This is a genomic window from Glycomyces sp. NPDC047010, assembly GCF_040644205.1.
Lineage (GTDB): Bacteria > Actinomycetota > Actinomycetes > Mycobacteriales > Micromonosporaceae > Glycomyces.
Genome location: NZ_JBEYVY010000011.1, coordinates 202,054 through 227,305 on the forward strand (window position 1 = coordinate 202,054; position 25,252 = coordinate 227,305).

Genomic DNA, 25,252 nt, shown 5'->3' on the forward strand with positions numbered 1-25,252 from the left:
AGACTGCGGCTTTGCAGGGTTTCTTCAGGCAGCAGAGTGTCGTCGTTCGCTACCATCTTCCCCCGAATCTACCGCGACGCTCGGCCGCCCACCCGGGTTGATGCGACGGTGCCCACACTCTGCGCTCCCGCAGGCCCGGGGGGTGCGACCGTTTGCCGAGGAAGGCTCGCGAACGGGCGCGCGACTCGGCCATATGCCCCACCGAATATGCTCTACTCCATATGCTGTGGTTCACAGAGCGAACGCTCTGGCAACCGACCTCTGGAGGGGACAAGGTGAACGCTTCGAGCAGCCCGGTGGACGTGTCGAGCGTGGTGCAGCGACTCGGGCTCGACGGCGTCGAGGCGGTCATGGAGATCGGCTTCGACACCGACGTGGACGCCGCACTGCGCACGGCGGTGATCGAGGCGGTCGGGGAGCTCCTCGACGAGGACTCCGACGAGATCGTCGGCGCCGTCCTCCTGTGGTGCCGCGTCGAGGACGGCGACCTCGTCGACGTCCTCCTCGACGCCCGCGACCCCCTCGCCGACGACGGCGTGGTGTGGCTCCTGACCCCCAAGGCCGGGCGGCCCGGCCACATCGACCCCGCCGACGTGGAGGAGTCCGCGGCGCTCGCGGGCCTCAAGTCCACGAAGACACTGAACGCCTCCCCCGACTGGGTCGCGTCGCGGATGGTCGTCGCCCGCCGCTAACGTTCAGCGCGTCAACACCCGCAGGCCCTCCTCCGCGAGGGCCCGTCGCAAGGAGCGCGCATGCCCATCGAACCCGGAACCGCAGCCCCCGCCTTCACCCTGAAGGACCAGAACAACCAGGAGGTCTCCCTCGCGGACTTCCGCGGCGAGAAGAACGTCCTCCTCGTCTTCTACCCGTTCGCGTTCACCGGGACGTGCGAGGGCGAGCTCTGCGGCATCCGCGACAACCTCGACGCCTACCAGACCGACGACGTCCAGGTCCTCTCCGTCTCCGTCGACTCCCCCTTCGCCCACAAGGTCTGGGCCCAGCGCGAGGGCTTCGAGTTCCCGCTCCTGAGCGACTTCTGGCCCCACGGCGCCGTCGCCCAGGCCTACGGCGTCTTCAACGACGAGAAGGGCATGGCCAACCGCGGCACCTTCGTCATCGACAAGGACGGCGTCGTCCGCTTCGCCGAGATGAACATGCCCGGCGAGGCCCGCGACCAGTCCCAGTGGCAGAAGGCCCTCACCGACCTCCAGGGCTAGCACCGCGACGCGGGCGCACCGGTCTCCCGGTGCGCCCGCGTTGTCTATGGTGGAAGCTCCCCCTCGGAGAACGGACCCGCCGTGTTGCGCAAGCGAATCGCCCTCGTCCTCGCCCTCCCTCTGGCGGCCTCGGGCTGCGCCTTCTTCGAGCGCGAAGAGGAGGAGGACCTCGACTTCGCGGAGTACGCCGAGCAGCTCACGGACGTGCGCAACGAGAGCGCCCGCCTCACCGGCGAGCTCGACGCGGCCGAGACCCGGATCGTCCAGGAGTGTCTGGAGGCGCAGGGCTTCACGGTCCACGAGTCGAACGAGTTCATCAGCTGGGGCTCCGAGCAGCGCGACACGTTCCTGGACGAGGCGCCGTACGCGTGGTTCCTCCCCACGGTGGAGGAGGCCGAGCTGCGGGGCGTGTGGCAGTGGACCAACCTCGACGGCGCCGAGACGATCGAGGACGGCGTCCCCTGGGCCGCCTACCAGGCGGACGAGGGCGCGAACGAACACCTCGTGATGTCGTTCGACGAGGACACCGAGATCCCCGAGTTCTACCGGCTCGACCCGCAGGAGCAGTTCGACTGGTGGGTCGCGTACGTCGGCGAGGACCAGGCCCGCTACCGGCAGGGCGACCTGATCGGCATCGAGCCGGAGGTCGACGAGGACGGGAACCAGGAGGGCGGGCAGCCGCCCGCCGAGGGCTGCCGCGGGGAGATGGTCGCGGCCGTCTACGCCGATGTCGCCGAGGCCCGGGACGAGGACTTCGCCGACTGGGACTACCGGCCCGCCATGCCCTTCGGCGACGGCGAGGCCATGGACCAGGGGTACGCCGACCGCACCGCCGACGCCGAGGGCGACCTCATCGACTGCATCGAGGAGCGCGGTCCCGTCGGCTGGGAGTTCTTCCGCGGCCACCTGCGCATCCACGACTACCTCTACGAGTCGGGCGAGGGCTCGAATCCCCGGTTGTCCTTCGAGGACGGCGGCGGCGCATGGCCCGACCCGGCCGACGACGTCCCCGACGCCGACGACACGCAGGGCTGGCTCGACTTCGAGCGCGACCTCGCGGTGGTGTTCGCCGAGTGCGGCGACGAGACCGGGTTCCGGGAGACCGCCGAGCACGCCTGGCAGCAGGTGCAGCTCCGCTACTACCTGGAGACCGAAGGGGCGGTGTACGCGTGGCAGGAGGAGATGCGCGACCTCCTCGCCGCGGCCCAGGCCGTCCTCGGGGGCTAGCGGTCCAGCGGGGCGTCGCCCCAGGGGCTCAGGAAGACGTACGTGACCATCGGGTACTTGGCGCGCAGGCGCGCCTCCACGGTTCGGCTGGTCGCCTCGATGTGGGCGCCGTCCGCGCCGTCGCGGTAGTCGATGCGGGCGGCGACGAGGACCGAGGTCGGGCCGAGTTGGAGCGTCAGGAGCTCCTGCACCGCCGTGATCTCGTCGCCGGACTCCAGCTCCGCGAGGACCGCGGCGCGGAACTTCGGGGGGAGGCTGCGGCCGATGAGGAGCGACAGGTTCGCGTGGCCGAGGAGGACCGCGACCACGAGGAGCAGCAGGCCGATGAGGACCGAGGCGCCGCCGTCGTAGCGCGGGTCGCCCGTGGCCTCCGTGAGCGCGAGGCCGCCCGCGGCGAGGAGCAGGCCGATGAGGGCCGCGGCGTCCTCCAGGAACACCGCCTTCAGGGACGTGTCCGGGGTGTACTTCAGGAACCGGCGCGGGCGCACGTCCCACTCCCGGGACTCCGAGCGCAGCTGCACGATGGTGCGCCCGAACGAGACCGCCTCCAGCACGAACGAGATCCCCAGGACCACGTAGGACACCAGGAAGTCCGCCTCGCCGCCGCTGTTCATCGAGTGGAAGCCGTGGGTGATCGAGAACAGGCCGCCCGCGACGAACGTGAACGCCGCCGCCAGCGCCGCCCACATGTACGCGGTCGAGCCGTACCCGAAGGGGTGCGCCTCGTCGGGGCGCTTGGCGCTGTTGCGGAGCGCGATGTAGAGCATGATCTCGGTGACCGTGTCGGCCGCGGAGTGCGCGGCCTCCGAGACCATCGCCGCGGACCCCGAGAGGATCCCGGCGACGAGCTTCGCGACCGCGATGGCGAGGTTCATCAGGCCCGCCACGAGCACGGTCAGGACGCTCTCCGACTTCACTCCGCCCGCATCGCTCACCCCGGAAGCCTATGCGAGCGAACGCCCCCGACGGGACCGAACCGGGCCCGCCGGGGGCGTCGGCCTACTGGCCGCGCGCGGCCGGGTCCACCCCGGCGAAGCGCAGGAGGTCCTGCATGAGGAACCGGCCGGCGGCGGTGCTCGGCAGGGTGGGCCGCCATGTGGGGGCGACCGCGAGGTAGGAGGTGGGGTCGAGCTGCATGAGGCCGATGAAGACCTCGGCGACCAGGCGGGCGCCGGTGGGTCCGAGCCGGAGCCCGTCGGAGAGCTGCTCGGCCTCGGCGAGGACGTAGAACCACAGCGGGGTCTGGTTCTCCAGGGCGATCCCGTAGGGCGCCATGGCGTCCTGGAGCATGAGCATCTGGTTGCCCATGGTCTGGGCGATGCGCTGGCCCGCGGGGACGCTCCAGGTCATGTGGCGCAGCAGGTTGCGCTGCGCCAGGGAGATGGGCGGCTGGCCGCCGGGGATGGTGCCCAGGGGGAGCCGGAACAGCGGGGTGGAGAGGACGGTGTCGAGGCGCTTGTTCTGCCTGACCTGGCCGTCGCCGAAGTCGAAGAACGTCTGCCAGCCGACGAAGCGGCGGGGTTTGCGCACGCCGCCGCGCAGGTCGCTGGGGTCGGCCTCGAACTGGGCGGCGGGGTCGAAGATGAAGCCGAAGAACGGTCCGCCGTTGTCGCCCTGGAGGTTGAGCCGGTAGGACGGGCGGACCATGCTGTGGCCGATGCGGTAGGCGATCTGGAACTCGATCGGCATGAACGCCGGGCCCGGTTCGGGCCGGTAGTAGTCGCGTCCGCCCGCGAGGACGTCGTCGACGACGGGCTGTCCGCACACGAGCGGCAGGAACGTGTGGACGATGATCCACTGGTAGTGCCAGGTGACGAGGCGGCGGGCCTCGGCGAAGACGTCGCCGCCGAAGCCGGTGGCGACGAGCCGGTCGACGGTGCGGTTGTGGAAGAGGATGAACGCGGCGTGGAGTCCGGAGAGGATCGCGTTCTCGTCGTTGCGGGGGTCGCCGATGATCGCGGTGCCGTTCCCCTGCCTGGGGACGTCCTCGAAGAGGCCGCCGGACTCGATGCGCAGGTGGCGCCGGTCGCTCTCGTAGAGCTCGGGGTCGACGCCGGGGCCGCCGCCGTAGACCGTGTCGAGGTCGAGGGCGGGGGTGCGGTCGTTGGGGGAGTCCTCGGGCCGCGTGGGGGTGCCCAGCGGGGAGGTCTGGTCGAAGGTCATGTCGTGGTCGAGGAACTGGCCGAGGAACGTGATCCCGGCGGTGTGGTTGGGGTTGTCCGGGTTCCCGGCGCTGAGCGCGGGGTCCAGGATGAGCTGGATCGGTCCGGCGGCGAGGTCGTCGTCGGCGTCCATGATGCCGCCGACCGCGCCGATGGAGAGCATGGCCTGGCGGCAGCGCTCGTCGGCGGGGACGTACGGGGGGAGGCTCGGGAACATGCGCCCGAACCGGTCGGCGGGGGTCGGCTGCGTCTGGGCCTCGGCGAGGCCGAGGGCGCCGATCCCGGCGGCTGCGGCGGCGGAGGCGCCGACGCCGGTGAGGAAGAGTCTTCGGGTGAGTTGCGCACGTGCCCGGGCCTGCCTGCGTGCGGGCGTGTGCATTGCTGAGTTTGCAGGCATCGTTGCCCACCTCTCGTCTTGCGACGGGACTCAGCGGACACTAGACATCAACATATCGAGCTATGTAGATTTGATCAACGCCTGATTATCCAATCCTCATGAGACGGATCGGTCCCCTTGCTGAACAGGGGGAACGCAAACTCTTGAACGCGTGACGACCGGGTCGCACGCGGTGCGCCCCGGCCGTCACTGTCAATTCTTAAGCGCTTTCGTCGAGAAAGCCCCACTCGCCCACGTTGGAGAAGACGCGCATCGTCGTCGCCCAGTTGTCGCGGACGTTCACGACGTCCTTGTCCACCATGACGAGCGCCGGCGTCCACGCCAGCGGCAGCTGCACGGCCCGGTCGAGGGAGATCTGCGCCGCCTGGTTGTTCAGCTCGGCGGCCCGGTCGCGGTCCATGGTGGTCGCCAGCTCGTCCACGATCGCGTCGACCTCGTCGTCCTGGAACCCGGTGTGGTTGCCCTCGCCCCAGTAGTCGGCCGCGGAGGCCGCGAACAGCGGGGTCTCGATCCACGAGAACTGGATGAGGTCCCAGTCGCCCTCGTCGAGCACGGAGCTGAGCTCGCCGTTGGGGATCGGGTCCACCTGGAGCTCGATGCCGATCTCCGCGAGGTAGGTGATGACGAGGTCCTGGATGATCGGCGTGAACGCGTTCCCCTCGATGCCGGTGCGGTACCGCAGGGTCACGGGCTCGCCCGCGGGCGTGAGCAGCTGCTCGTCCTGCCAGGTGTACCCGGCGTCCTCCAGGATCGCGCGGGCCGCCTCGACGTCGCCCGATCCGAGCGCGGAGTCCCCGAGTTGGTCGGTCCAGTACTCCGAGCCGGGCCGGAACAGCACGTTCTGCATCGTCTCGATGTCCGGGTACGCGGCGCCGTAGGCCCGCTGGTTGACGTCGTCGGCGTCGATCGCGGTGAAGACCGCCTCGCGCAGCGCCTCGTCGGCGAGGAACGGGTTCTTCAGGTTCGCGTCGATGTGGGACCAGCCCGACTGCGGCGCGACGCTGTACTTCAGGTTCTCGTCCGAGGCCAGCTGGTCGAGGACCTCGGGGTCGAAGCTGGAGGGCGCGGCCCCGTCGATGGTGCCCTGGCGCAGCTCGGTCGCCATCGCGTCTGCGCTGCCGATGTACTTGAGCGTCAGCGAGTCGAGCGTGGTCTGCTGCGAGCCGGTCCACTCCGGGTTCGGCACGTACTTCGCGTAGTCGCCCAGCACGCCTTCGACCATCTTGAACGGTCCGGCGCTGTAGTCCAGGGGCGGGTTCTCGGAGAAGTCCGCGACGGACGCGGCCATCACCGCCGGGTCGGTGCGCCACTCGGCGTGCCCGCGGGCCTCGGCGATGTGCGCGGGGTGCGTGATGACGCCCGCGGAGTACCACTCGGAGTCCAGGTAGCCGTCCACGTACGTGACGACGACGGTGTCGGCCTCGGTCTCCTCGATGGACGCCACCGTGGAGCCGTAGCTGCTCGCGGGCGTGCAGCCCTGGCACTGCGCCTCGTCGCCGGAGGTCGCGCGCCAGTGCCACAGGAAGTCGTCGATGCCGATCGCCACGCCGTCGCCCCAGGTCGCCTCGGGCTTGAGGTGGTAGGCCACGGTCAGGGGCGCCTCGGCGAGGAGCTCGGGGGCCTCGGCGTAGATGCCGTCGTTGTAGTGGATCACGCCGTCCTGGTCGAACGAGAACACCGTGGGACGCAGGGGCTGGTTGATGATCGAGGTGGCGAGGCTTGAGCCGTAGATGTCGGCCTGGCCCCACGCCTCCCACTTGCCGTCGACGGCCCACACGAGGTCGCCGCCGTCGGCGCGCTCCCCGGAGTTGCAGGTGGTCGGCTCGGTGATGCAGTCCTCGAAGCCGACGCCGGTCGCGTCGGCCTCGCTGCCGCCGCCGCAGCCCGCGACCGCCAGGGTGAGGGCGGCCGCGACCGCGGCGAGCATTCTTGTCGAAGCGCCGCGGGTCGGCGCCTGGGTCTTCGGCATTGCAGGTGCCTTTCGGGATGGTATGGGGGGATGTGCACTATGGCACGTCCCGAACGCTATCGCCACCCTCAAGGAATGTCAACTTAAACGATAGGAATACTCGTGTATCTCACATCCGGGCCAGCCGGTCGAGGTGCAGCCGGACCGCGGTGCCGGTCCGCTCCTCGTCGCCCGTGGCGATGAGGTCGAGGATCGCCCCGCGCAGGACCGCGAGCGCGAGCGTCAGGTGCGCCTCGTCCGCATCCGGGTCGCACGCGGCGAGCACCGCGAGCCAGTCGTCCACGGTGGCCTTCGCGAAGCCCGACCAGGCGCCGTCCGGCTCCACGAGCGAGCGCGCGTACGCCTCGGTCCACAGCCGCAGCACCGGCCGGTGCCCCGGCTCGGCGGCCCACGCCCACAGCCGCTCCGCGGCGGCCGCGAGGCCCACCGGCTCCCCGAAGCTCTCCAGGAGCGCCAGCTCCTCGGCGCGGGCGCGGGCCAGCAGCTCCCTGATCAGGCCGTCTTTGCTGCCGAACAGGAACAGCAGCACGCGCGGGCTGGAGCCGATCGCGGCGGCGAGCGGGCGCAGGGACATGTCGGTGAGGCCGTGCGCGAGCACGTACGCGTACGCGGCTTCGAGCAGTTCGGCCCGGCGGGCGGAGGTGCCGGTGCGGTCCTGGGTCACGGGTCTAGCATAGGACTACTGAAACACTCGTTTCAGTGGAATCGCGAGCCAGGAGGCGTTCCGATGGCGCAGATCGACATCCGCAGGGCCGACCGGCCCGGCGACCTGGGCTGGATCGTCCAGTCCCAGGGCGTGTACTACGCAGAGGCCCTCGGCTGGGACGCCGGGTACGAGGCCATGGTCGCCAAGATCGTGTCCGGTTTCGCCGACCTCGACCCCGCCCGCGAGGCGGTCTGGATCGCCGACGTCGACGGGGAGCGCGCCGGGAGCGTCGCCCTCGTGGACGACGGCGCCCCGGGCACGGCCCGCCTCCGCATCCTCTACGTCGACCCCTCCGCCCGCGGCCTCGGCCTCGGCTCGCGCCTGGTGGGGGAGTGCCTCGGCTTCGCGCGGGACGCCGGGTACGAGCGGGTGGTCCTGTGGACCGTGAACGTCCTCGACTCGGCCCGCCGCATCTACCAGGCCGCCGGGTTCGCCCTCGGCAAGGAGGAGTCGTTCCGCCGCTTCGGCCACGACCTCACGGGTCAGGACTGGGAGCTGGAGCTGAAGCCTCAGTAGACCTTCCGCCGCTGGACCGGGGCCTTGCGGGCGTCGACCACTCTGGCGCGCGCGGTGAAGCGCTTCGCCGCGGCCTCGACGCGGGCGCGGCCCGAGGCACTGAAGGGCACCGAACGGACCGCGAGCGCGGTCGGGACGTGCGGCGGCACGCCGTCGCGCGCGCCGGCCGGGCTCCGCGGGTCGGCGTGCACGGGCTCGATCCCGAGCATCGTGGTCCAGTAGAGGCCGGTGCGCTTGCGCCAGAAGTAGATCCCGCGGATCTCGGTCCACGGCAGCTCGGCCGCCGGGGTGAGGCTGCGGTTGCGCTGGGAGGTCTCGGGGTAGAGCCGCACGCCGCCGCGGTCGAACTCGGCCACGACCTGGCGCTTCCAGATGGACCGCCAGCGGCTCAGCGGCCAGCCCGCGGCGGCCGCGGCGGCGATGAGCGCGAGCGGCCAGCTGTTGGAGGTGCTCCCGGCCGCGGCGGCGACCGCCCCGGCGGCGATCCCCGCGCCCGCGGCGGTGCGCGCCGCGTCGCACCACTGGGGACGGTCGACGACCTGTTCGACATCGGGCATGGGAAGTCCTTCGGGCCGAAGGGAGGGGCCGGTTCCATCGTCCCACGCCGGCCCCTCCCCGGTCAGCCTTCGAGGACCGCCCGGATCTCCGCTTCGCCGGGCATCGAACTCGACGCGCCCGGCCGCGTGACCGCGATCGAGGCCGCGGCGGTCGCCCACCGCATCGCCTCCGGCAGGTCGTCGCCCGCGTCGAGGCGCGCGGTGAGCACGCCCGCGTAGGTGTCGCCCGCGGCGGTCGTGTCCACCGCCTGCACGCGGCGGGCCGGGAGCCGCTCGGCCACCGAGCCGTCCCGTGCCAGCAGTGACCCGTCGGCGCCGAGCGTCGCCACGACGGCGCCCGCGCGTTCCGACAGGGCCGCCGCCGCGTCCGCGGGGTCGTCGATCCCGCTGAGCTGCACCGCCTCCCCGGCGTTCAGGACGAGGAGGTCGGTGAGGGCGATGAGCTCCGGGTCGTGCGCGACCACCGGCGCCGGAGTGAGGACGGTCCGCACGCCGTGCCCGCGCGCGAACCGCGCCGCCTCCAGCAGCACCGCCGGGTCCAGCTCGAACTGCATGACCAGGAAGTCAGCCCCGGCGATGAGGCCGCGGTCGGCATCGCCGAGGTCCTGCACGGCCGCGTTCGCGCCCGGGCAGACCACGATGGCGTTGTCGCCCGAGGCGAACACCTCGATGAGCGCGACCCCGGTGGGCCGCCCGACCCGGCGCACCGCGCCCGCGCCGATGCCCTCGGCCGCGAGGACCGCGGCGAGGGCGTCGCCGTGCGCGTCGCGCCCGAACGCGCCCGCGAACGCCACGTCGGCCCCGGCCCGCCGGGCCGCGACGGCCTGGTTCAGGCCCTTGCCGCCCGGCACCTGGACCAGGTCGGACCCGAACACGGTCTCGCCGACCGCCGGCGGCCGCGGCAGGCGCGCGACCAGGTCCATGTTCGCGCTGCCGAGGACGACGACGCTCATGCGTACAGGTCCACCGCGCGGCGCAGGTCCGCGAGGGCCTCGTCCGAGGGCGCCTCGACCGCCATGCGCACGGTCCCGGCGGGGACGCCCATCATGGCGTACGCGGCCTTCATGCGGGTCATGTCGCCCTTCACGGTCGCCACCACGTCGTCCACTTTGAACTGCGCTTCGGCGATCGACTCCTTGTCCCCGGACTCGACCGCGGCGGCCAGCTCCCGGAACGGCTTCGGGAACACCGAGCTGACCCCGGAGATGACGCCCTGCGCGCCGAACTCCGCGGCCCGCCCCAGGTCCCGGTCCGCGCCCGTGTACAGCGCGAACCCCTCGGGCACGACCGCGCGGTACGCCGCGATCACGTCCAAGGACTCCTCGCTGACCTTGGCGCCCTTGACGTTCGGCAGCAGCGCCAGTTCCGCCATGAGCTCGGCGGACACGAAGTTCCCGGTGCGGTTGCGGAACACGTACAGGTACACGTCGAGCCCGTCGGAGGCCGCGGACACCGCGCCGAAGAACTCCCGCAGCGCGTTGTCGGTGGCGGGCAGGTAGTACGGGGTGATGACGGCGATCTCGGTCGCGCCCGCCGCGCGGGCGCCCTCGATGAGCTGGAGCACCTCGTGGAGGCTCGGCGCGCCGACGTGGACGATGACCCGCATGTGCGGGGCGAGTTCCACGACGCTGGCCTTCGCGACGAGGTTGCGCTCCTCGATGCTCATGGCGGGGAACTCGCCGGTGGTGCCGAGGACGAACGCGCCCTCGTTGCCGGAGGCCGCGACGTGCCGCAGGATCGCGCGGGACCCGTCGAGGTCGAGCGCCCCGTCGGCCCCGAAGGCGACCGGGACGGCGGTGATGATGTCGGGAGTGGTCATGCGTGCTCCTTCAAAGACGTGCGGAGGTCAGCCCTTGGTCGCGCCCGCGGTCAGGCCGCTGACGACGTACCGCTGGGCCACCAGGGCGATCACCATGACGGGGATCGTGATGACCACGGAGGCCGCCATGAGCCCGCCCCAGTCGACACTGGCATAGGACGTGAAGTTCGCGATCGCCACCGGCAGCGTGCGGGTGTCCTGGTCCGAGAGGACCAGCGCGAACAGGAAGTTGTTCCAGGAGAAGATGAACGAGAGGATCGTGGCCGTCGCGACGCCGGGCACCGACAGCGGCAGCACCACCCGCGCGAACGCGCCGACGCGGCTCGTCCCGTCCACGCGCGCGGCCTCCTCCAGCTCCTCGGGGATGCCCTCGAAGAACCCGGTCATGATCGCCACGACCAGCGGCATCGTCACGAACACGTGCGTGAGCACCAGGACCGTGTAGGTCCCGACCAGCTGGATCTGCGAGAACAGGAAGTACCACGGGATCAGCAGGCTCACGCCGGGGATGACGCGGGCGAGGAGTACGAACGCCGTCGCGTTCCTGATCCGGTAGCGCGCGATCCCGTACGCGGCCGGGACGCCGATCACCAGCGCCACCAGGGTCGCGCCCGCGCCGACGAGGAACGAGTTCACGATGAACGGCCCGAACGCCTGCGTCTCGAACACGTTCCGGTAGTTGTCGAACGTCGGCGTGAACGCGAACATCCGGTCCGGGTCGATGATCTCCAGGTTCGACTTCAGGCTCGCCGCGGCCATCCACAGCAGCGGCGCGAGGAACGCGCCGACCACCAGGAGGATGCCGGCCGCGCGGGCGACCGACCCGGCCTTGACGGGGCGGCGGGTGCGGGGCAGGGCGGTCATGACCGGTCCCCCTTCTTGCGCAGGATCGCCAGGGCCGCGAGGACGACGACGATGAGGACGAAGAACAGCATGAGCAGGGCCGAGGCCCGCCCGTACTGCGAGTACTCGAACGCCTCCCCGTACGCGAGGATGTTCAGCGTCTCGGCCTCGTAGTTCGAGCCGCCGCCGCGGCCCTTGGTCGCGTAGATGATGTCGAAGGTCTTGAACGCGTCGATGACGCGCAGCATCGCCGCCGCCGTGATCACCGGCGCCAGCAGCGGGAGCGTGATGTGCCGGAACCGCTGCCACGCGTTCGCGCCGTCCACGCGGGCCGCCTCGTCCGGCTCCTCCGGGAGCGTCCCGAGCCCGGCCAGGAGGATGAGCACCACCATCGGCGTCCACTGCCACACGTCGATGAACACGAGCGTGTTCAGCGCGGTGTCCTTGTCCGCCAGCCACCCCTGCGCCGGGAGGCCGAGGGCCTCCAGCGCCGTGTTCGCGAAGCCGATCGACGGCTCGAACACCAGCAGCCACATCATGCCGACCGCGACCGGGGTCGCGACCAGCGGCAGCAGGATGAACACCCGCACGAGCCCCTGCCCGCGGAACGTGCGGCGCAGCAGCAGCGCGATCGCCAGGCCCAGCACCAGCTCCAGGAGCAGCGCCAGCCCGGTGAAGTACGCGGTGCGCCCGACCGCGGGCCAGAACCGCTCGGTGTCGGCCAGCCAGTGCGCGTAGTTCCCGAAGCCGATGAACTCGTACGGGCGCGTGACCGCGCCGCGCGAGTCGGTGACGGACAGGAAGAGCGTGTACCCGATGGGGAACGCGATGAGCAGCGCCACGAAGGCGACCGCGGGGGCCGTGAGGATCCACTTCAGGTTCGCGTCGACCCGGTCGGTGAAGGTGCGTCGGTACGTCATGACTCGTCGTCCAAAAGGGTCTGGAAGTCCTCGTTCGCGTCCTTCGCGGCCGCCTCGACGTCGCCGCCCTCGATCGCGGTGACCGCGGGGCCGCCGACGTACTCGCGGGCGCGGGCGACCTGTTCGAGCCGCGGCCGGTCGTGGCCGACGTAGTCGCCGTCCACGTCCCGGATGATCTCGACCAGCCCGGCCGGGTAGGCCGCGGCCGCGGCCGGGTCGTCCCACGACGACTGGCGCGCGGACGGCGCGGTCTCCTCGGCGAGCAGCCGGATGCAGTTCTCGGCGCCGGTGGCCCACTTGAGGAACGCCCACGCCTGGTCCTGCTTCTCGGAGAACGCGTTGACGCCCACCGCGGCGGGCACGATGTTGTACGGGTGCGACCCGGCCGGCCCGGCGGGGAAGCGCGCGTAGGCCACGGTGTCGACCACGGCGCTGGCGGTCTCGTCCAGGAACGTGTACGCCTGGCTGTCGGCGTCGAGGTAGAACGCGGCACCGCCCTGCGCGAAGATCGCCGAGGCTTCGACCCATCCCATGTTCGTGGCCCCGGGCGGGCCGAAGTCGTGGAGCAGGTCCCCGTAGAACCGGTACGCCTCGATCGCTTCGGGGGTGTCGACGGCCGCGTTCCCGTCCCCGTCCTGGAAGTCGCCGCCGAACCCGTACAGGAACGAGGAGAACTGGGTGACCAGCGGGACGCGGGCGCCGCGCAGGGCGATGCCGTGGACGCCGTTCGCCGGGTCGTGGAGGGCCGCGACGGCCTCGCGCAGCTCGGTGAACGTCTGCGGCACGTCGAGTCCGGCGGCGTCGAGGAGGTCCGAGCGGTAGTACATGATGTGCCGCTCGGTCATGACCGGGACGCCGAAGACCCTGCCGTCGAGGCTGACGGCGTCGCGGGCCTGGGCCTGGAAGTCCTCCCAGTCCCATGCGGCGTCGGATTCGACGCGCTCGGTGAGGTCGGCGAGCCAGAGGTTGCGCGAGTAGTCGCGCAGCACGTCCTGGGTCTGGAACACCATGAGGTCGAAATCGGTGGACCTGGCGTTGAGGCGGGTCCGGTAGGTGGCGTTGAGCTGCTCGTTGCCGTAGGTCTCGATGCGGACCCTGACGCCTTCGGCCGCTTCGTAGTCCTCGACGAGGTCCTTGAGGCCCTCGGTCCAGGGGCTGGCGAACGTCACGATCGTGAGGGCGTTCGGATCGCTCTCGCCCGAGCAGGCGCCGAGCACGGACGCCGCCGCGATCGGCGCGGGCAGTGCGAGGACCGCCCGGCGTGTGGAGAACATCGTTGTTCCTTCCTGTAGGGGCCGTCTTCAGTTGGCGAGGTGCTCGGGCCTGCGACCTGAGAAGACGTCGATGATCGCCCTTGCCGTGGCGAGGCCGATGCGAGTGTAGGCTTCGCGGCTGTCCGCGGCCGCGTGCGTCGTGGCGACGACCGAGTCGAAGCCGAGGAGCGGGTGGCTGGCCGCGACGGGCTCGTGCTCCCACACGTCGACCCCGGCGCCGCCGAGGTGCCCGCGCCGCAGTGCATCTGCGAGCGCCGCCTCGTCCACGACCCCGCCGCGGCTGGTGTTGACCAGGACGGCGCCGGGCCGCATCGCGGCGAAGAAGTCCGCGCCGACCATGTGGTGGGTGGCGGGGGTGTGGGGGGCGTGGACGCTGACGACGTCGGCGTCGGCTGCTTCTTCGAGGGTCGTGAGCGCGACCCCGAGTGCCGCGGCCTGCGCCTCGTCGGCGAACGGGTCGAACGCCTTGAGGCGCACGTCGAAGCCCTGGAGGCGCTTGGCGACCTGGCGCGCGGTGGCGCCGAAGCCGACGAGGCCCACGGTCTTCCCGGTGAGCTCGGCGCCGACGTACCGGTCCCAGCGCCCGGCGCGCACGTCCCCGTTCATGGCGGGGATCTTCCGCAGCACGGCGAGCATGAGCCCGACCGCGAGTTCGGCGACGGCGTTGGCGTTGCCGCCGGGGACGTTCGCCACGTCCACCCCGTGCTCGCGGGCGGCGGGCAGGTCGATGTTGTCGAGGCCCACGCCGAGGCGGGCGATGACCCGCAGGTTCGGGGCCTTCGCGAGCGTCTCGGCGGTGTACACCTCGACGCCGCAGACCGCCGCATCCGCGTGGGCGAGCAGCGGTTCGAGGTCGGCGGGCTCCCACGGGACGGTGGTCTCGTTCTCCACGAGCGTGAAGCCCGCGTCAAGGAGGAGCCGGCGGCCGTCGGCGCAGAGCTCGGGGTACCGGACCGGGCCGACGACGACCGTGCGGCCCGCGCCGACGGGGGATTGCGCTGACATGGAGGGACCGCCTTCTGCTCAACTGTGAACTGTTAACAGAGAACATATCACCGGGGTCACACTGCGGCAATCGGCGCCGATGACAATCCGGTAACTGTTGACAGAAGCGCAAGGCAGACTCGTCCACCTGCGAAAACGTGCGGTCCGGGGCTTATCCGGCCTTGCTGAGGATCTCGCGCAGGTGCGCCTTCGCGTGCGCCAGGTGCCCGTGGAGCCGCTCGACGGCCGCCCCGGTCTCGCCCGAGCGGATCACGTCCAGGAACTCCTGGTGGTCCTCCACCGCCGCCGGGATGTCCGGCGTGTAGCTCAGCTCGAACAGGATCGCGAACGTGCGCTGGTACGGCCGCCACGCCTCCATGAGCCGCCGGTTCTGCGACAGCCGGTAGAACCCGGTGTGGAAGTCCATGTCCGCGTTCGCGAACCGCTCGAAGTCGTCCCGCTCCCCGGCCGCGGCCATGTCGTCCACGACCAGCTGGATCCCGTCCCAGTCCTCCGGCTCGGCGTTGCGCATCGCCAGGCGCAGCGCCAGCGACTCCAGGGACTCCCGCAGCTCGTACAGCTCCTCGATGTCCCGCATCCCCAGCGACCGCGCGTACAGGCGCTTGCGCCGGTTCTCCACGAGCCCTTCGGATTCGAGCTGCCGCAGCGCGTCCCGCACCGGGCCCCGGCTCACGTCGAACCGGTCCGCGAGGCCGTCCTCGGCCAGATGGGTCCCGTCGGCGACGGCCCCCGTGATGATGTCCACGCGCAGGCGGTGCGCGATCTGGTCGCCCATGGCGAGCGGCCTCAGCTTTGCGGCCACGGCACCCTCCCTCTCTCCGGCGGAAGTTTACCGGCCACGGGGGAGGAGCCCGGTGCGCGCGAGGGATACTGTGCGCTGACCGTGCGTTGCGACAGGGAGGACGGGCCATGGTGGAGGCCAAGCGCTGGAGGGTGCCGATCGCGACCCGCGACCACACCGAGGGCCACCGCCAGGCGACCTGGCTGGAGCTGTTCTTCGACCTCGCGTTCGTCGTCGCCGTCGCGCAGGCCGCGCTCCAGTTCGAGCACGCCGCCGCGGAGGGGCACGTCGGGGAGGGGCTCCTCGGGTACGCGTTCGCGTTCGCCGCGATCTGGTGGATCTGGGTCTCGTTCACGTGGTTCGCGAACTTCTTCGACACCGACGACGTGCCCTACCGGCTCCTCATGATGGTCATGATCGCCGGGTCCCTCGGCCTCGCCGCGGGCGTCCCGCAGGCCGCGCACCTCGACTTCCGCATCTTCGTCGTGTCCTACGTCGTCATGCGCCTCGCGTACGTCGCGCAGTGGGCCCGGGTCTACCGCACCGGCGACCCCGCCATGCGCCCGCTCGCCATGAAGATGATGGTGTGGACCACGTTCGTCCAGCTCGGCTGGGTCGCGTTCCTCCTGGTGCCCATGGACCTGCGCGTCGAGGCGTGGATCGTGTGGTTCGCGCTCGACCTCGCCGTCCCCGTGATCGCCCGCTGGGACCCGCGCCTCGGCGGCCACTGGGGCCACATCCGCGAGCGGTACGGCCTGTTCACGATCATCGTCCTCGGCGAGGCCGTCTCGGCCGCGACGATCGCCGTCTCCGGCGCCGTGGACTCCGGCCTCGACTTCGACACCGCCCCGCTCCTCACGCTCGCCGCCGCGGGCCTGGTCACCGTGTTCGCCCTGTGGTGGATCTACTTCGACTTCAGCGGCGGCCACGCCTTCGACCGCGGACCCCGCACCGTCTACGTGTGGGCGTACGCCCACTACCTCGTCTTCGCGTCCGTCGCCGCGCTCGGCGCCGGGATCGCCCTCGCGGTCGCCCGCATCACCGACCCGCACCACGTCTACCTCGGCGACCGCGCCGTCGCCCTCATCCCCGCCGTCGCCGTCGCGATCCTCCTCCTCGTCACCCTCCTCATCGAGACCGTCAGCGAGCACGGCATGGCCCCGGGCCACGTCGCCGCCAAACTCACCGCCTCCGCCATAGCGATCGGCGCCGCCCTCCTCGCCCCCGCCATTACGATCCAAGGCGCGGCCGTAGTCACCGCCCTCGCCCTCACCGGCCTCGTCGTCTACGGCGTCGTCGAACAACACCGCCTCGTCCCCGCGGAGGCCGAGGCCGCCTGACGCGGCGCGCGCGCATTAGGATCGAGCGACCACCGCCCTTCGAGCCCCGAGGACCCGACGTGACCGCCACCGACACTGACACCCCCGAAACCCCGGTCCGGAAGCGACGCAAGTGGCTGCGCGGTACGTTCATCGCCTTGGGGGTGGTGCTCGTGCTCGCTGTCGCGGGGCTCGGCGGCGCCGGGTGGTACTTCTCGAACGAGGTCCTGGTCCCCGACCACTCGCCCTCGGAGTACCCGCTCACGGTGGAGTCCCTGGACGACGCCACGGTGACGATCACCCGCGACGAGGACTCCGAGAAGGGCGGCGTGTGGGGCCTGTCCTGGGACGACGGGCACGCCGTCGTCGGCGACATCGTCTCCGAGGACGACGGCACGGTGACCCGCACCCTCCAGGGCGTCCTCTTCGGCGACCTCGCCGAAGGCACCGAGGTCCGCATGGACATGTACGGCTACCGCGGCGACCCGCAGGTCGCGCTCGGGCTCGCGTTCGAGGAGGTGCAGATCCCGACCGACCTCGGCGACGCGCCCGCATGGCTCGTGCCCGCCGACGGCGACACCTGGGTCATCGGCGTCCACGGCCGCAACGCCACCCGCGAGGAGATGCTCCGCTCCACCGAGATCTACCACGGCCTCGGCTACCCCGTGCTCGACGTGACCTACCGCAACGACGAGGGCGCGCCCGCCGCCGAGAACGGGCTCATGAGCCTCGGCGAGTACGAGGCCGACGACGTCATCGCCGCGATCGACTACGCGCTGGCGAACGGCGCGAAGGACGTCATCCTCCACGGCGTCTCCATGGGCGGCTCCACCGTCGCCACGGCCGCGCGCAAGATCGAGGACCCGTCCGTCATCAAGGGCCTCGTGCTCGACTCCCCGTGCGTCGACTGGAACTCGACCCTCGACATGCAGGCCGCCGACCGGAACGTCATCGACCCGATCACCTGGGCCGCCAAGCGGGTCGTGGAGTTCCGCGCCGACATCAGCATGCACGACCTGGACCAGCGGAACTTCGCCGGCGACTTCGGGATGCCGGTGCTCCTGTTCGTGGACACCGCCGACCAGACCGTGGACCACACGGCCACCCTCGAATTCGCGGGCATGCTCGACGACGCGACGCTCGTGGAGTCCGCGTCCGGCCACACCGCGACCTGGAACGAGGACCCCGCGAAGTACGCCGCCGAGCTCCAGACCTACCTCGCGTCGCTGTCCTAGGGGGCGCTGTAGAGCGGGTTCGCCCCCGGCGGCCGCTCTGCGGCCGCCACCGGGCCCGGCGCCGTCCCCTCGCCGAACGGGGAGCCGCCGAGGCGCTCGCGGCCGTGCTCGGTCAGCCAGTTCGCGAGGTCCGGCCCGGCCGGGACGACCTGCGTCGGGTTGATGTCCTCGTGGACGACGTAGTAGTGCCGCTTGATCTGGTCGAAGTCCACCGTGTCGCCGAACCCGGGGGTCTGGAACAGGTCCCGCGCGTACGCCCACAGGTTCGGCATCTCGGTGAGCTTGTTGCGGTTGCACTTGAAGTGGCCGTGGTACACCGGGTCGAACCGCACGAGCGTCGTGAACAGCCGCACGTCGGCCTCGGTGAGGTGCGCGCCCATGAGGTACCGGCTCGCCGCGAGCCGGTCCTCCAGCCAGTCGAGCGCCGCGAACAGCCGCTTGTACGCGAGCTCGTACGCGCGCTGCGAACCGGCGAACCCGGCCCGGTACACGCCGTTGTTGATCTCGGTGAAGACCCGCTTGATCACCGGCAGCATGTCCTCGACCAGCCCGGCGGGCACCAGGTCCGGGGCGCCCTCGCGGTGGAACGGGCGCCACTGGGTCGAGAGGTCGAACGTGATCTGCGGGTAGTTGTTGGTGACGACCTGCCCGGACGGGACGTCCACGATCGCGGGCACGGTGATGCCGCGCGGGTAGTCCGGGAAGCGGTTGAAGTAGTGCTCCTGGAGCCGCTCGGTGCCGAGCACCGGGTCGCGGCCGTCGGGGTTGAGGTCGAACGTCCACGACCGCACATCGTGGACCGGGCCCGGCGTCGCCAGCGAGATCGCGTCCTCCAGGCCGAGGAGGCGCCGCACGATGATCGAGCGGTGCGCCCACGGGCACGCCCGCGCCGCGACCAGGCGGTACCGGTCCGGTTCGACCGGCCAGGCCGCGGACCCCTCCGTGAGGCCGGTGATCCGCGGGTCCCCGATCGGCGAGGCCGCCTCGACGGGCGCGGCCAGCGCCGCGTCGACGTCGGCGACGATCCGGTCCTCGATGTAGTTGGTGTCCCGTGTGAACTCGCCGCCGGTGACGTACGCGCCCGCGGTCGAGTACTCAGTGCCCTTGGTCGGCTCGTGCTGCTCTCCCATGGCCCCAGCCTACGCAAGTAGGCTCGGCGGGACTCCGGAGAAAGGGTTCGCCTTGGACGACTTGACGACCGACGAGGCGGTGGTCCGCTCGCTGCTGCACGACCAGCGCCCGGACCTCGCGGACCTGGAGCTGCGGCTCGTGGACGGCGGCTGGGGCTGCCGCATGTGGCGCCTCGGCCCGGACCTGGCGCTGCGCCTGCCGCGCACCGAGGACGCGCCGCTGCTGATCGAGCGCGAGCACCGCTGGATGCCGGGCCTGGCGCCGCTGCTGCCCTTGCCGGTGCCGGTCCCCGAGTTCCTCGGCGCCCCGACGGAGGCGTTCCCGAACAACTGGATCGTCACGACGTGGGTCGACGGGACCCCGGCCGACTTCGCGCCGGTCACCGACGCCGGTTCCGCGGCGGTGCTCGGGGCGTTCCTGACCGCGCTGCACCGGCCCGCGCCGGAGGAGGCCGCGGTGGACTCGGACCGGGGCGTGCCGTTGAAGACGTTCACGATGGAGCTGGACGACCCTGCGCTGCAAGCGATCTGGGACGACGCGCTCGCGGCGCCCGAGTGGGACGGCCCGCCGGTGTGGCTCCACGCCGACCTGCACCCCGCGAACGTCGTCACCGCGGACGGCGCGCTGAGCGGCGTCATCGACTTCGGCGACCTCTGCACCGGCGACCCGGCCACGGACCTGTGCGCGGCCTGGCTGCTCCTCCCGGACCCGCTCGCGATGTTCGACCACTACGAGGCCGACGAGGCCACCGTCCGCCGCTCGCGCGGCTGGGCCCTGCGCCGCGCGCTCGGGCTCCAGCACATCGGGCGCGCCGGCGTCGAGGGCAGGCACTGGGGCAAGCCGACCTGGCTCCCCGCGGGCGACGCGGCCCTGGAGCGGCTCACCGCGGGATAGGCCCGGGGTCGCGGCGTTCACAACGTTGACAACACGCGCGGAAAGATTCCACAACAAACCTCATTCGCAACGCTTCCGGTGCGATTCCCCGCTGCGCATACTGAGGGCCGACCGGAAGGGGCCGCCATGACCGCAGCAGGGCCGACGATCGCCGACGTCGTCTTCCCCGAGCAGCTCAACCACCGCGGCACGCTGTTCGGCGGGGCCGCGATGGCGCTCATGGACCGGGCCGCGTTCGTGGCCGCGAGCCGCGAGGCCCGCGGGGACGTGGTGTGCGCGGGCGCGGACGGGATCGAGTTCTCGCAGCCGATCAGCCCCGGCGACCTCGTGGAGGCGACCGCGGTCGTGGAGCGGCGGGGGCGCCGTTCGATGACCGTCTCGGTGGTCGTGGTCGCCGAGACCCTCCGGACGGGGGAGCGGCGGGAGGCGGTGCGCGGCCTGTTTCACATGGTCGCGGCCGAGCCGCTGTCCGACATCGAAGCGCCGCAAGGCTGACCGAAAGGGAGTACATGGAAGCGACCGACCCGACCGCATTGGAAGACCGCTACGGCGCGCACAACTACCACCCGCTGCCGGTGGTCCTCGCCGAGGGCGAGGGCGCCTGGGTGACCGACACCGACGGGAACCGGTACCTCGACTGGCTCGCCGCCTATTCGGCGGTCAACTTCGGGCACCGGCACCCGCGGCTCATCACTGCGGCGAAGGCCCAGCTCGACCGGATCACCCTCGCCTCCAGGGCGTTCCACACCGACGTGCTGGGCCCGTTCCTCGCCGGACTCGCCGAGCTGTGCGGCAAGGACGCGGTGCTGCCGATGAACACCGGAGCCGAGGCGGTCGAGTCCGCGATCAAGGCGGCCCGCAAATGGGGCTACACCCGCAAGGGCGTGCCCGCGGGCAAGGCCCGGATCGTGGTGTTCGACGGGAACTTCCACGGCCGCACGACCACGATCGTCGGCTTCTCCTCGGATCGTGAGTCCCGCGAGGGCTTCGGTCCCTACGACGGCGGCTTCGACTCGGTCCCCTACGGCGACATCGAGGCCCTCCACGCGGCGATCGGGCCGAACACCGTGGCCGTGCTCATCGAGCCGATCCAGGGCGAGGCCGGGGTCCTCGTCCCGCCCGCGGGGTACCTGCGCGCCGTCCGCGCCGCCTGCGACCAGAACGACGTGCTGATGATCGCCGACGAGATCCAGTCGGGCCTGGCCCGCACCGGCCACACGTTCGCCTGCGACCGGGAGGACGTCGTGCCCGACGTCTACCTGCTCGGCAAGGCCCTCGGCGGCGGGGTCGTGCCGGTCTCCGCGGTGGTGGCCGACCGCGAGGTGATGGACGTGTTCACGCCCGGCACCCACGGGTCCACGTTCGGCGGCAACCCGGTCGCCGCGGCCGTCGGCACCGAGGTCGTCGCCATGCTCGCCACCGGCGAGTGGCAGGCCCGCGCCCGCGACCTCGGCAAGCACCTCGAAGGCGCGCTCGCGGTGCTCGATCCGGCCACAGTGGACGAGGTGCGGGTGTGCGGGCTGTGGGCGGGCGTGGACCTCGCCGCAGACGGCCCCAGCGCCCGCGAGGTGTGCGAGCGGGCCGCGCGGCTCGGCCTGCTGTGCAAGGAGACCCACGTCAAGACCGTGCGCATCGCGCCGCCGCTGGTCATCACGCCCGAGGAGATCGACCGCGGCGTCGCGATCCTCAAGCGGGCGATCGAGGGCTAGCGGGGGTCAGTCGGCGGAGTTGCGGGCCGCGAGGATCGCGAAGGCGCCCGCGGCGTCCTGGATCTGCTCGTCGTCAACGTCGCAGCCGTGCTCTTCGAGGACGGCGAGCAGGTCCGCGACCACCGGCCCGGTGGCCTCCATGGCCCAGGACCGGTCCACCGGGTGCGCGTAGTCGGCGCCGCCGAGCTGGACCCCGTCGTGGTTCCACACGGCCGCCGCCGCGGCGGCGATGCGCCGCGCCCGCACCTGCGCGTCCCCGAGGCGCGCTTCGCGCTCCGGCTCGTCGTCGAGCGGGACGCGGCGCGGGGGGGCGTACGTGGGGCGCACCGGGGTCCGGTACCGGTCGTCGCCGAAGTGGTCTCTGAATTCGCCGATGCCGTGCATTGGTGTGCTCGCTTCCCCCCACCTGACGGTTGATCCGCTCCCCCTATTTGTACCCGGTCGGCCCGGTCCGCCCCCAAGTGGCGTCCCCCGACGGAGTCGCGCGAGCGGCGCCGCGCTCCCACGCGGTTTGCTAGGCTTCCCCGTCACCGCGAACCGAGCCATGTGGAGCACTCATGCCCGTCGCCAGGCGGACGTCCCGCGACATCCGCAGCGAGTCCCGCCTCATCGTCGTGCGCGCGCTCCTCGCCGCGGGCGAGACCACCCGCAACGAGCTCGCCGAGGACACCGGGCTCAGCGCCGCCACCGTCTCCACCGTCGTCGGCGACCTCCTCAAGTACGGGATCGCCGCCGAGACCGGCCTGCTCAGCAGCGGCATCGGCCGCCCCACGACCGGGCTGCGGCTCAACGCGGACCGCGGCCTCGTCGCCGGGGTCTACGTCGAGGACCGCTACTTCCAGGCCACCGTGTTCGACACGTCCCTCAAGCGCCTCGCGAACGTCCGCATCCGCGCCACCGAGCCCGTCGACACCGCCGACGCCGTGATCGACTGGACCGGCCGCATCCTCGACGCGGCCCTCGGCGACGCCGCGGCCTCCCGCGAGGACCTCCTCGGCGTCGGCGTGCTCCTGCCCGGCGGCATGCAGCGGCCCGTCAAGTCCGCGCTCGCCTCCGACGCGATCTGGCTCCACCTCGACCGCCTCCGCGACCGCCTCGGCCTGCCCGTCGTGGTCGACAACCCGCTCAAGGCCGTCGCCACCGCGGAGCTGTGGCTCGGCGCGGGGCGCCGCCACGCGAACCTCGTCGTCGTCAACCTCGGCGAGGGCGTCGGCGCCGGGATCGTCCAGGACGGCACGGTCATGCGCGGCGCCACCGGCACCGCGGGCGAGTGGGGGCACTCGCTGCTCGCGTTCGAGGGGCGCGAATGCCAGTGCGGCCGCAGAGGTTGCGTGGAGGCGTACGTGGGCGTGCCGGGCATCCGGCGCACCCTCACCGAGATCGAGCCCGGGCACCCGGTCGCCGACGTGCAGGGCGCGAAGTTCGTCGAGGCGCTCGGCGCCGCCGCCGACGCGGGCGATGCGGCCGCGGTCGCGGCCGTCGACCGCACGGCTCAGTACCTCGGGGCCGCGCTCGCCGACCTCGTCGCGATCGTCAACCCCGAGCACCTCGCGCTGGCGGGCTGGACCACGTTCCCGCTCGGGGAGCGCCTGCTCCCGGCCGTGCGCGAGCGAGTCCGCGCCGACGCCCCCGGCGACGCCGCGGCCGAGCTCGGCATCGAGCTCTCGCGCAGCTCCGGCATGGAGGGGATCGCCGCGGTCGCCCTGGAGCGGTTCATGCGGGACGTGGGCCTGGTGACCACCCGGGTCCTGCCCGCGCTCTAGGCCGCGCCGGGGGCCTTGCGGAGCGAGCCGAGCGAGGAGAACCCGAGGAGCACGAACCCGGCGAGGACCGCGGTGGCCGCGGCGGCGGTCGCCGTCGTCGCGAGCGTCAGGGCCCCGCCCGCGACGCCGAGGGCGATGAGGGTCCATGCGAGCGGCGTGAACACGGGCGCGTCGAACGCCTTCGCGAACGGCAGGAAGTGGACGCCCACCACGAGGACCACCCAGCACACCGTCAGGTCCGGCTGCTCGAACACGCGGTTGATGACGTTGGCGCCCGCGATGATCGCCACGACCTCGGCGGCCACGGCGATCCAGTAGGTCCGCAGCGACTCGCGCGCCGGGGGCCGGCCCGCGGGGAGCTTGCGGCGCATCACGACCCACACGGCCGCGATGAACGCGGCGACGCCGGCGATCCGGGCGATGAGCGGCAGCGGGCCGGGGAGCCCGCCCGCGTTGACGAGGACGAACACCAGGCCGCCGATGAAGCCGATCACGGCTCCGAGTTTCTCTCCATGCACGGGCGTATTCAAGCACACGTGTGCGAACGGTTGCGGCGTCGATACCCTGGCCGGGTATGGCCGCGGGTCTGCTAGTGGAGCACCGGGGCGTAGGACGCGAGGTGCGGACCGTCCGCGCCGGGTACCGCACTCACGTTGGCGTGCAAGGCGATCCACGTGGTCTCCCCGGCCTCGGCGAGGAACACGCTCCGGTGCTCGGCGCGGCTCAGGTCCACGGCCGTGCCCGGCCCGGCCTGGCTTGAGGCCGGGACGCGCACGAGGAGTTCGTGCTCGCCGGGCGCGAGCTGCGTCCAGGAGCGCGTCCAGCCCGCGTCCAGCGGCCGCCCGTCGAGGAGCACCTCCGGGGCCGGGACCCAGGGGCGGCACGCGGGCGCCTCGGGTTCGCCGATCCTGACGGTCCGCCAGCGCTGCAACAGGTTCGGCTTCCCGCCCGCCAGGGCCGCGACGGCCTCGGGCGGGTACCGGTCGAGCGTGTACCGCAGGTGCAGGCCGAGTCCGGCCCAGCCGGGGGCGGGGGCCGTGCGGGCGGGCTCGTCGGCGTCGAGGACCAATGGCGCATCGCCCGGGGCCGGGGGAGCGGCGACGACGACGCGCCGCAGCCGGGCCTGCTTCCGCAGCGCCGCGGCGATGGCGATGGCGCCGATGCCGAGTCCGATCGTGATCGCGGCGGCCGGGGCTGCGGTCAGGACACTGGGGCTCGCCAGGACGGTCCAGGTCAGTGCGGCGGCAGCGGCGGCGCCGCCGAGCAGCAGCAGGTAGTACCGGCCGACCGCCTCAGGGCGGCGCCGCTCCTTGAACGACACCGGGTCCCGCAGCTCCCCGGCGAGGGCGAACCGGTCGGCGGTGTCGCCGAGGACGCCCGCGTGGTCGAGTTCGAGCCGGTCGCCCGCCTTGAGGTCCACCCGCCGGTAGCAGCGGGAGTGGCCCGCGGCGACCGCGATGAGATGCGGCCCGGGGGCCAGCGTCAGCTCCGTCGCGCCCCAGCCCCACGAGGCGGGCACGCCGTCGACGGCCACCACCGGGACGAGCGGCCGGGAGGCGCGCAGCGAGGGCCGCGCCTCCCGCGAGTCCTGGTTGCGCCACGCGGTCCGGACCGCCACGACCGCGGCCGCGGCGTCGGTGCGCTCGTCCAACCGCCGCCCGGCCCGGACCGGTACGGCCGCATCGGGATGCGGCCGCGCGGCCCAGGCGCGGAACGGCGGGAACACCTTGAACGGGGCCAGGCGCCGCAGCCCCGGGAGCACCGGCCAGGCCAGGAGCAGCACGCCGCAGGCCAGTGCGAACGCCACT

26 protein-coding genes are annotated in these 25,252 nt (G+C 72.1%); 10 read left to right on the forward strand and 16 right to left on the reverse strand.

Annotated features, from left to right (window positions below):
- The first annotated feature begins 275 nt into the window (after positions 1–275).
- From AB0A65_RS21885 to AB0A65_RS21895, 3 genes are all read left to right on the forward strand, one after another.
- On the forward strand, positions 276–692 hold the full coding sequence (locus AB0A65_RS21885; protein WP_359953816.1) for a DUF3052 domain-containing protein: 417 nt from the start codon (positions 276–278) through the stop codon (positions 690–692).
- A 60-nt stretch (positions 693–752) separates the two neighbouring features.
- Positions 753–1,217: a peroxiredoxin gene (locus AB0A65_RS21890; protein WP_359953818.1), complete on the forward strand. Its 465-nt coding sequence runs from the start codon at positions 753–755 to the stop codon at positions 1,215–1,217.
- Positions 1,218–1,298: 81 nt separating this feature from the next.
- On the forward strand, positions 1,299–2,444 hold the full coding sequence (locus AB0A65_RS21895) for a hypothetical protein (protein WP_359953820.1): 1,146 nt from the start codon (positions 1,299–1,301) through the stop codon (positions 2,442–2,444).
- Here the strand turns inward: AB0A65_RS21895 and AB0A65_RS21900 are convergent.
- From AB0A65_RS21900 to AB0A65_RS21915, 4 genes are all read right to left on the reverse strand, one after another.
- Entirely contained in the window at positions 2,441–3,379 is a 939-nt protein-coding gene (locus tag AB0A65_RS21900) for a cation diffusion facilitator family transporter (RefSeq protein WP_359953822.1), read from the reverse strand. The genes AB0A65_RS21895 and AB0A65_RS21900 overlap by 4 nt on opposite strands.
- A gap of 64 nt (positions 3,380–3,443) precedes the next feature.
- Positions 3,444–4,985 carry a heme peroxidase family protein gene (locus AB0A65_RS21905; protein ID WP_359953823.1) on the reverse strand — a complete coding sequence of 514 codons (1,542 nt, stop codon included), beginning with the start codon at positions 4,983–4,985 and terminating at the stop codon, positions 3,444–3,446.
- A 217-nt stretch (positions 4,986–5,202) separates the two neighbouring features.
- The gene (locus AB0A65_RS21910; RefSeq protein ID WP_359953825.1) at positions 5,203–6,972 is read right to left on the reverse strand and encodes an ABC transporter substrate-binding protein; all 1,770 of its coding nucleotides are present in this window, start codon (positions 6,970–6,972) and stop codon (positions 5,203–5,205) included.
- 109 nt (positions 6,973–7,081) lie between these two features.
- Positions 7,082–7,636, reverse strand: a complete 555-nt coding sequence (locus AB0A65_RS21915) for a TetR/AcrR family transcriptional regulator (protein WP_359953827.1) — start codon at positions 7,634–7,636, stop codon at positions 7,082–7,084.
- A 63-nt stretch (positions 7,637–7,699) separates the two neighbouring features.
- Between AB0A65_RS21915 and AB0A65_RS21920 the strand changes: the two genes are divergently transcribed.
- A complete protein-coding gene (locus AB0A65_RS21920; RefSeq protein ID WP_359953829.1) occupies positions 7,700–8,194 on the forward strand; it encodes a GNAT family N-acetyltransferase in 495 nt (164 codons plus the stop codon).
- Here the strand turns inward: AB0A65_RS21920 and AB0A65_RS21925 are convergent.
- The 8 genes from AB0A65_RS21925 to AB0A65_RS21960 all read right to left on the reverse strand — a co-directional run bounded on the left by AB0A65_RS21925 (position 8,188) and on the right by AB0A65_RS21960 (position 15,414).
- A complete protein-coding gene (locus AB0A65_RS21925; protein ID WP_359953830.1) occupies positions 8,188–8,751 on the reverse strand; it encodes a hypothetical protein in 564 nt (187 codons plus the stop codon). The two genes, AB0A65_RS21920 and AB0A65_RS21925, sit on opposite strands and share 7 nt — an antisense overlap.
- 62 nt (positions 8,752–8,813) lie before the next feature.
- Positions 8,814–9,704, reverse strand: coding sequence for a ribokinase (locus tag AB0A65_RS21930; protein WP_359953832.1), 891 nt, complete (start codon positions 9,702–9,704; stop codon positions 8,814–8,816).
- Positions 9,701–10,570: a dihydrodipicolinate synthase family protein gene (locus AB0A65_RS21935; RefSeq protein ID WP_359953833.1), complete on the reverse strand. Its 870-nt coding sequence runs from the start codon at positions 10,568–10,570 to the stop codon at positions 9,701–9,703. The genes AB0A65_RS21930 and AB0A65_RS21935 overlap by 4 nt, the downstream gene beginning before the upstream one ends.
- Positions 10,571–10,597: 27 nt before the next feature.
- Entirely contained in the window at positions 10,598–11,434 is an 837-nt protein-coding gene (locus AB0A65_RS21940) for a carbohydrate ABC transporter permease (RefSeq protein WP_359953835.1), read from the reverse strand.
- Positions 11,431–12,333 (reverse strand): sugar ABC transporter permease, encoded by a 903-nt coding sequence (locus AB0A65_RS21945; protein ID WP_359953836.1) that lies wholly within the window; start codon positions 12,331–12,333, stop codon positions 11,431–11,433. Before AB0A65_RS21945 ends, AB0A65_RS21940 begins: the two co-directional genes overlap by 4 nt.
- Complete coding sequence (locus tag AB0A65_RS21950) at positions 12,330–13,607, reverse strand: sugar ABC transporter substrate-binding protein (RefSeq protein WP_359953838.1); 1,278 nt, start codon at positions 13,605–13,607, stop codon at positions 12,330–12,332. The genes AB0A65_RS21945 and AB0A65_RS21950 overlap by 4 nt, the downstream gene beginning before the upstream one ends.
- Before the next feature lie 27 nt (positions 13,608–13,634).
- Positions 13,635–14,612, reverse strand: coding sequence for a phosphoglycerate dehydrogenase (locus AB0A65_RS21955; RefSeq protein WP_359953839.1), 978 nt, complete (start codon positions 14,610–14,612; stop codon positions 13,635–13,637).
- A gap of 151 nt (positions 14,613–14,763) precedes the next feature.
- The gene (locus AB0A65_RS21960; protein ID WP_359953841.1) at positions 14,764–15,414 is read right to left on the reverse strand and encodes a GntR family transcriptional regulator; all 651 of its coding nucleotides are present in this window, start codon (positions 15,412–15,414) and stop codon (positions 14,764–14,766) included.
- 107 nt (positions 15,415–15,521) lie between these two features.
- On the opposite strand from AB0A65_RS21960, the gene AB0A65_RS21965 reads away from it, so the two are divergent.
- Both AB0A65_RS21965 and AB0A65_RS21970 read left to right on the forward strand, forming a co-directional pair.
- Positions 15,522–16,733, forward strand: a complete 1,212-nt coding sequence (locus tag AB0A65_RS21965) for a low temperature requirement protein A (RefSeq protein WP_359953843.1) — start codon at positions 15,522–15,524, stop codon at positions 16,731–16,733.
- 59 nt (positions 16,734–16,792) lie between these two features.
- Positions 16,793–17,947: an alpha/beta fold hydrolase gene (locus tag AB0A65_RS21970; protein ID WP_359953845.1), complete on the forward strand. Its 1,155-nt coding sequence runs from the start codon at positions 16,793–16,795 to the stop codon at positions 17,945–17,947.
- Here AB0A65_RS21970 and AB0A65_RS21975 read toward each other — a convergent pair.
- Complete coding sequence (locus AB0A65_RS21975) at positions 17,944–19,077, reverse strand: glutathione S-transferase C-terminal domain-containing protein (protein ID WP_359953847.1); 1,134 nt, start codon at positions 19,075–19,077, stop codon at positions 17,944–17,946. The two genes, AB0A65_RS21970 and AB0A65_RS21975, sit on opposite strands and share 4 nt — an antisense overlap.
- Positions 19,078–19,129: 52 nt before the next feature.
- Between AB0A65_RS21975 and AB0A65_RS21980 the strand changes: the two genes are divergently transcribed.
- The 3 genes from AB0A65_RS21980 (at position 19,130) to rocD (ending at position 21,681) form a co-directional block, all read left to right on the forward strand.
- The gene (locus AB0A65_RS21980) at positions 19,130–19,972 is read left to right on the forward strand and encodes a phosphotransferase (RefSeq protein ID WP_359953849.1); all 843 of its coding nucleotides are present in this window, start codon (positions 19,130–19,132) and stop codon (positions 19,970–19,972) included.
- Positions 19,973–20,098: 126 nt separating this feature from the next.
- On the forward strand, positions 20,099–20,467 hold the full coding sequence (locus AB0A65_RS21985) for a hotdog domain-containing protein (RefSeq protein ID WP_359953851.1): 369 nt from the start codon (positions 20,099–20,101) through the stop codon (positions 20,465–20,467).
- 14 nt (positions 20,468–20,481) lie between these two features.
- Positions 20,482–21,681 (forward strand): ornithine--oxo-acid transaminase, encoded by a 1,200-nt coding sequence (gene rocD / locus AB0A65_RS21990; protein ID WP_359953853.1) that lies wholly within the window; start codon positions 20,482–20,484, stop codon positions 21,679–21,681.
- 6 nt (positions 21,682–21,687) lie between these two features.
- On the opposite strand, the gene AB0A65_RS21995 is transcribed toward rocD, so the two are convergent.
- Positions 21,688–22,065: a hypothetical protein gene (locus tag AB0A65_RS21995; protein ID WP_359953854.1), complete on the reverse strand. Its 378-nt coding sequence runs from the start codon at positions 22,063–22,065 to the stop codon at positions 21,688–21,690.
- Positions 22,066–22,238: 173 nt separating this feature from the next.
- Between AB0A65_RS21995 and AB0A65_RS22000 the strand changes: the two genes are divergently transcribed.
- Positions 22,239–23,444, forward strand: coding sequence for an ROK family transcriptional regulator (locus AB0A65_RS22000; protein WP_359953856.1), 1,206 nt, complete (start codon positions 22,239–22,241; stop codon positions 23,442–23,444).
- On the opposite strand, the gene AB0A65_RS22005 is transcribed toward AB0A65_RS22000, so the two are convergent.
- Together AB0A65_RS22005 and AB0A65_RS22010 are read right to left on the reverse strand one after the other, a co-directional pair.
- Positions 23,441–23,962 (reverse strand): hypothetical protein, encoded by a 522-nt coding sequence (locus AB0A65_RS22005; protein WP_359953858.1) that lies wholly within the window; start codon positions 23,960–23,962, stop codon positions 23,441–23,443. The two genes, AB0A65_RS22000 and AB0A65_RS22005, sit on opposite strands and share 4 nt — an antisense overlap.
- Positions 23,963–24,033: 71 nt before the next feature.
- Positions 24,034–25,251, reverse strand: a complete 1,218-nt coding sequence (locus AB0A65_RS22010; RefSeq protein WP_359953859.1) for a hypothetical protein — start codon at positions 25,249–25,251, stop codon at positions 24,034–24,036.
- Position 25,252 lies beyond the last annotated feature (1 nt).

Bases quoted from the DNA above. Each gene is read 5' to 3' on its own strand.
- AB0A65_RS21890 (WP_359953818.1), top strand. From the start codon at position 753: ATGCCCATCGAACCCGGAACCGCAGCCCCCGCCTTCACCCTGAAGGAC.
- AB0A65_RS21905 (WP_359953823.1), bottom strand. From the start codon at position 4,985: ATGCACACGCCCGCACGCAGGCAGGCCCGGGCACGTGCGCAACTCACC.
- AB0A65_RS21910 (WP_359953825.1), bottom strand. From the start codon at position 6,972: ATGCCGAAGACCCAGGCGCCGACCCGCGGCGCTTCGACAAGAATGCTC.
- AB0A65_RS21920 (WP_359953829.1), top strand. From the start codon at position 7,700: ATGGCGCAGATCGACATCCGCAGGGCCGACCGGCCCGGCGACCTGGGC.
- AB0A65_RS21925 (WP_359953830.1), bottom strand. From the start codon at position 8,751: ATGCCCGATGTCGAACAGGTCGTCGACCGTCCCCAGTGGTGCGACGCG.
- AB0A65_RS21930 (WP_359953832.1), bottom strand. From the start codon at position 9,704: ATGAGCGTCGTCGTCCTCGGCAGCGCGAACATGGACCTGGTCGCGCGC.
- AB0A65_RS21935 (WP_359953833.1), bottom strand. From the start codon at position 10,570: ATGACCACTCCCGACATCATCACCGCCGTCCCGGTCGCCTTCGGGGCC.
- AB0A65_RS21940 (WP_359953835.1), bottom strand. From the start codon at position 11,434: ATGACCGCCCTGCCCCGCACCCGCCGCCCCGTCAAGGCCGGGTCGGTC.
- AB0A65_RS21945 (WP_359953836.1), bottom strand. From the start codon at position 12,333: ATGACGTACCGACGCACCTTCACCGACCGGGTCGACGCGAACCTGAAG.
- AB0A65_RS21950 (WP_359953838.1), bottom strand. From the start codon at position 13,607: ATGTTCTCCACACGCCGGGCGGTCCTCGCACTGCCCGCGCCGATCGCG.
- AB0A65_RS21955 (WP_359953839.1), bottom strand. From the start codon at position 14,612: ATGTCAGCGCAATCCCCCGTCGGCGCGGGCCGCACGGTCGTCGTCGGC.
- AB0A65_RS21965 (WP_359953843.1), top strand. From the start codon at position 15,522: ATGGTGGAGGCCAAGCGCTGGAGGGTGCCGATCGCGACCCGCGACCAC.
- AB0A65_RS21975 (WP_359953847.1), bottom strand. From the start codon at position 19,077: ATGGGAGAGCAGCACGAGCCGACCAAGGGCACTGAGTACTCGACCGCG.
- AB0A65_RS21985 (WP_359953851.1), top strand. From the start codon at position 20,099: ATGACCGCAGCAGGGCCGACGATCGCCGACGTCGTCTTCCCCGAGCAG.
- rocD (WP_359953853.1), top strand. From the start codon at position 20,482: ATGGAAGCGACCGACCCGACCGCATTGGAAGACCGCTACGGCGCGCAC.
- AB0A65_RS21995 (WP_359953854.1), bottom strand. From the start codon at position 22,065: ATGCACGGCATCGGCGAATTCAGAGACCACTTCGGCGACGACCGGTAC.
- AB0A65_RS22000 (WP_359953856.1), top strand. From the start codon at position 22,239: ATGCCCGTCGCCAGGCGGACGTCCCGCGACATCCGCAGCGAGTCCCGC.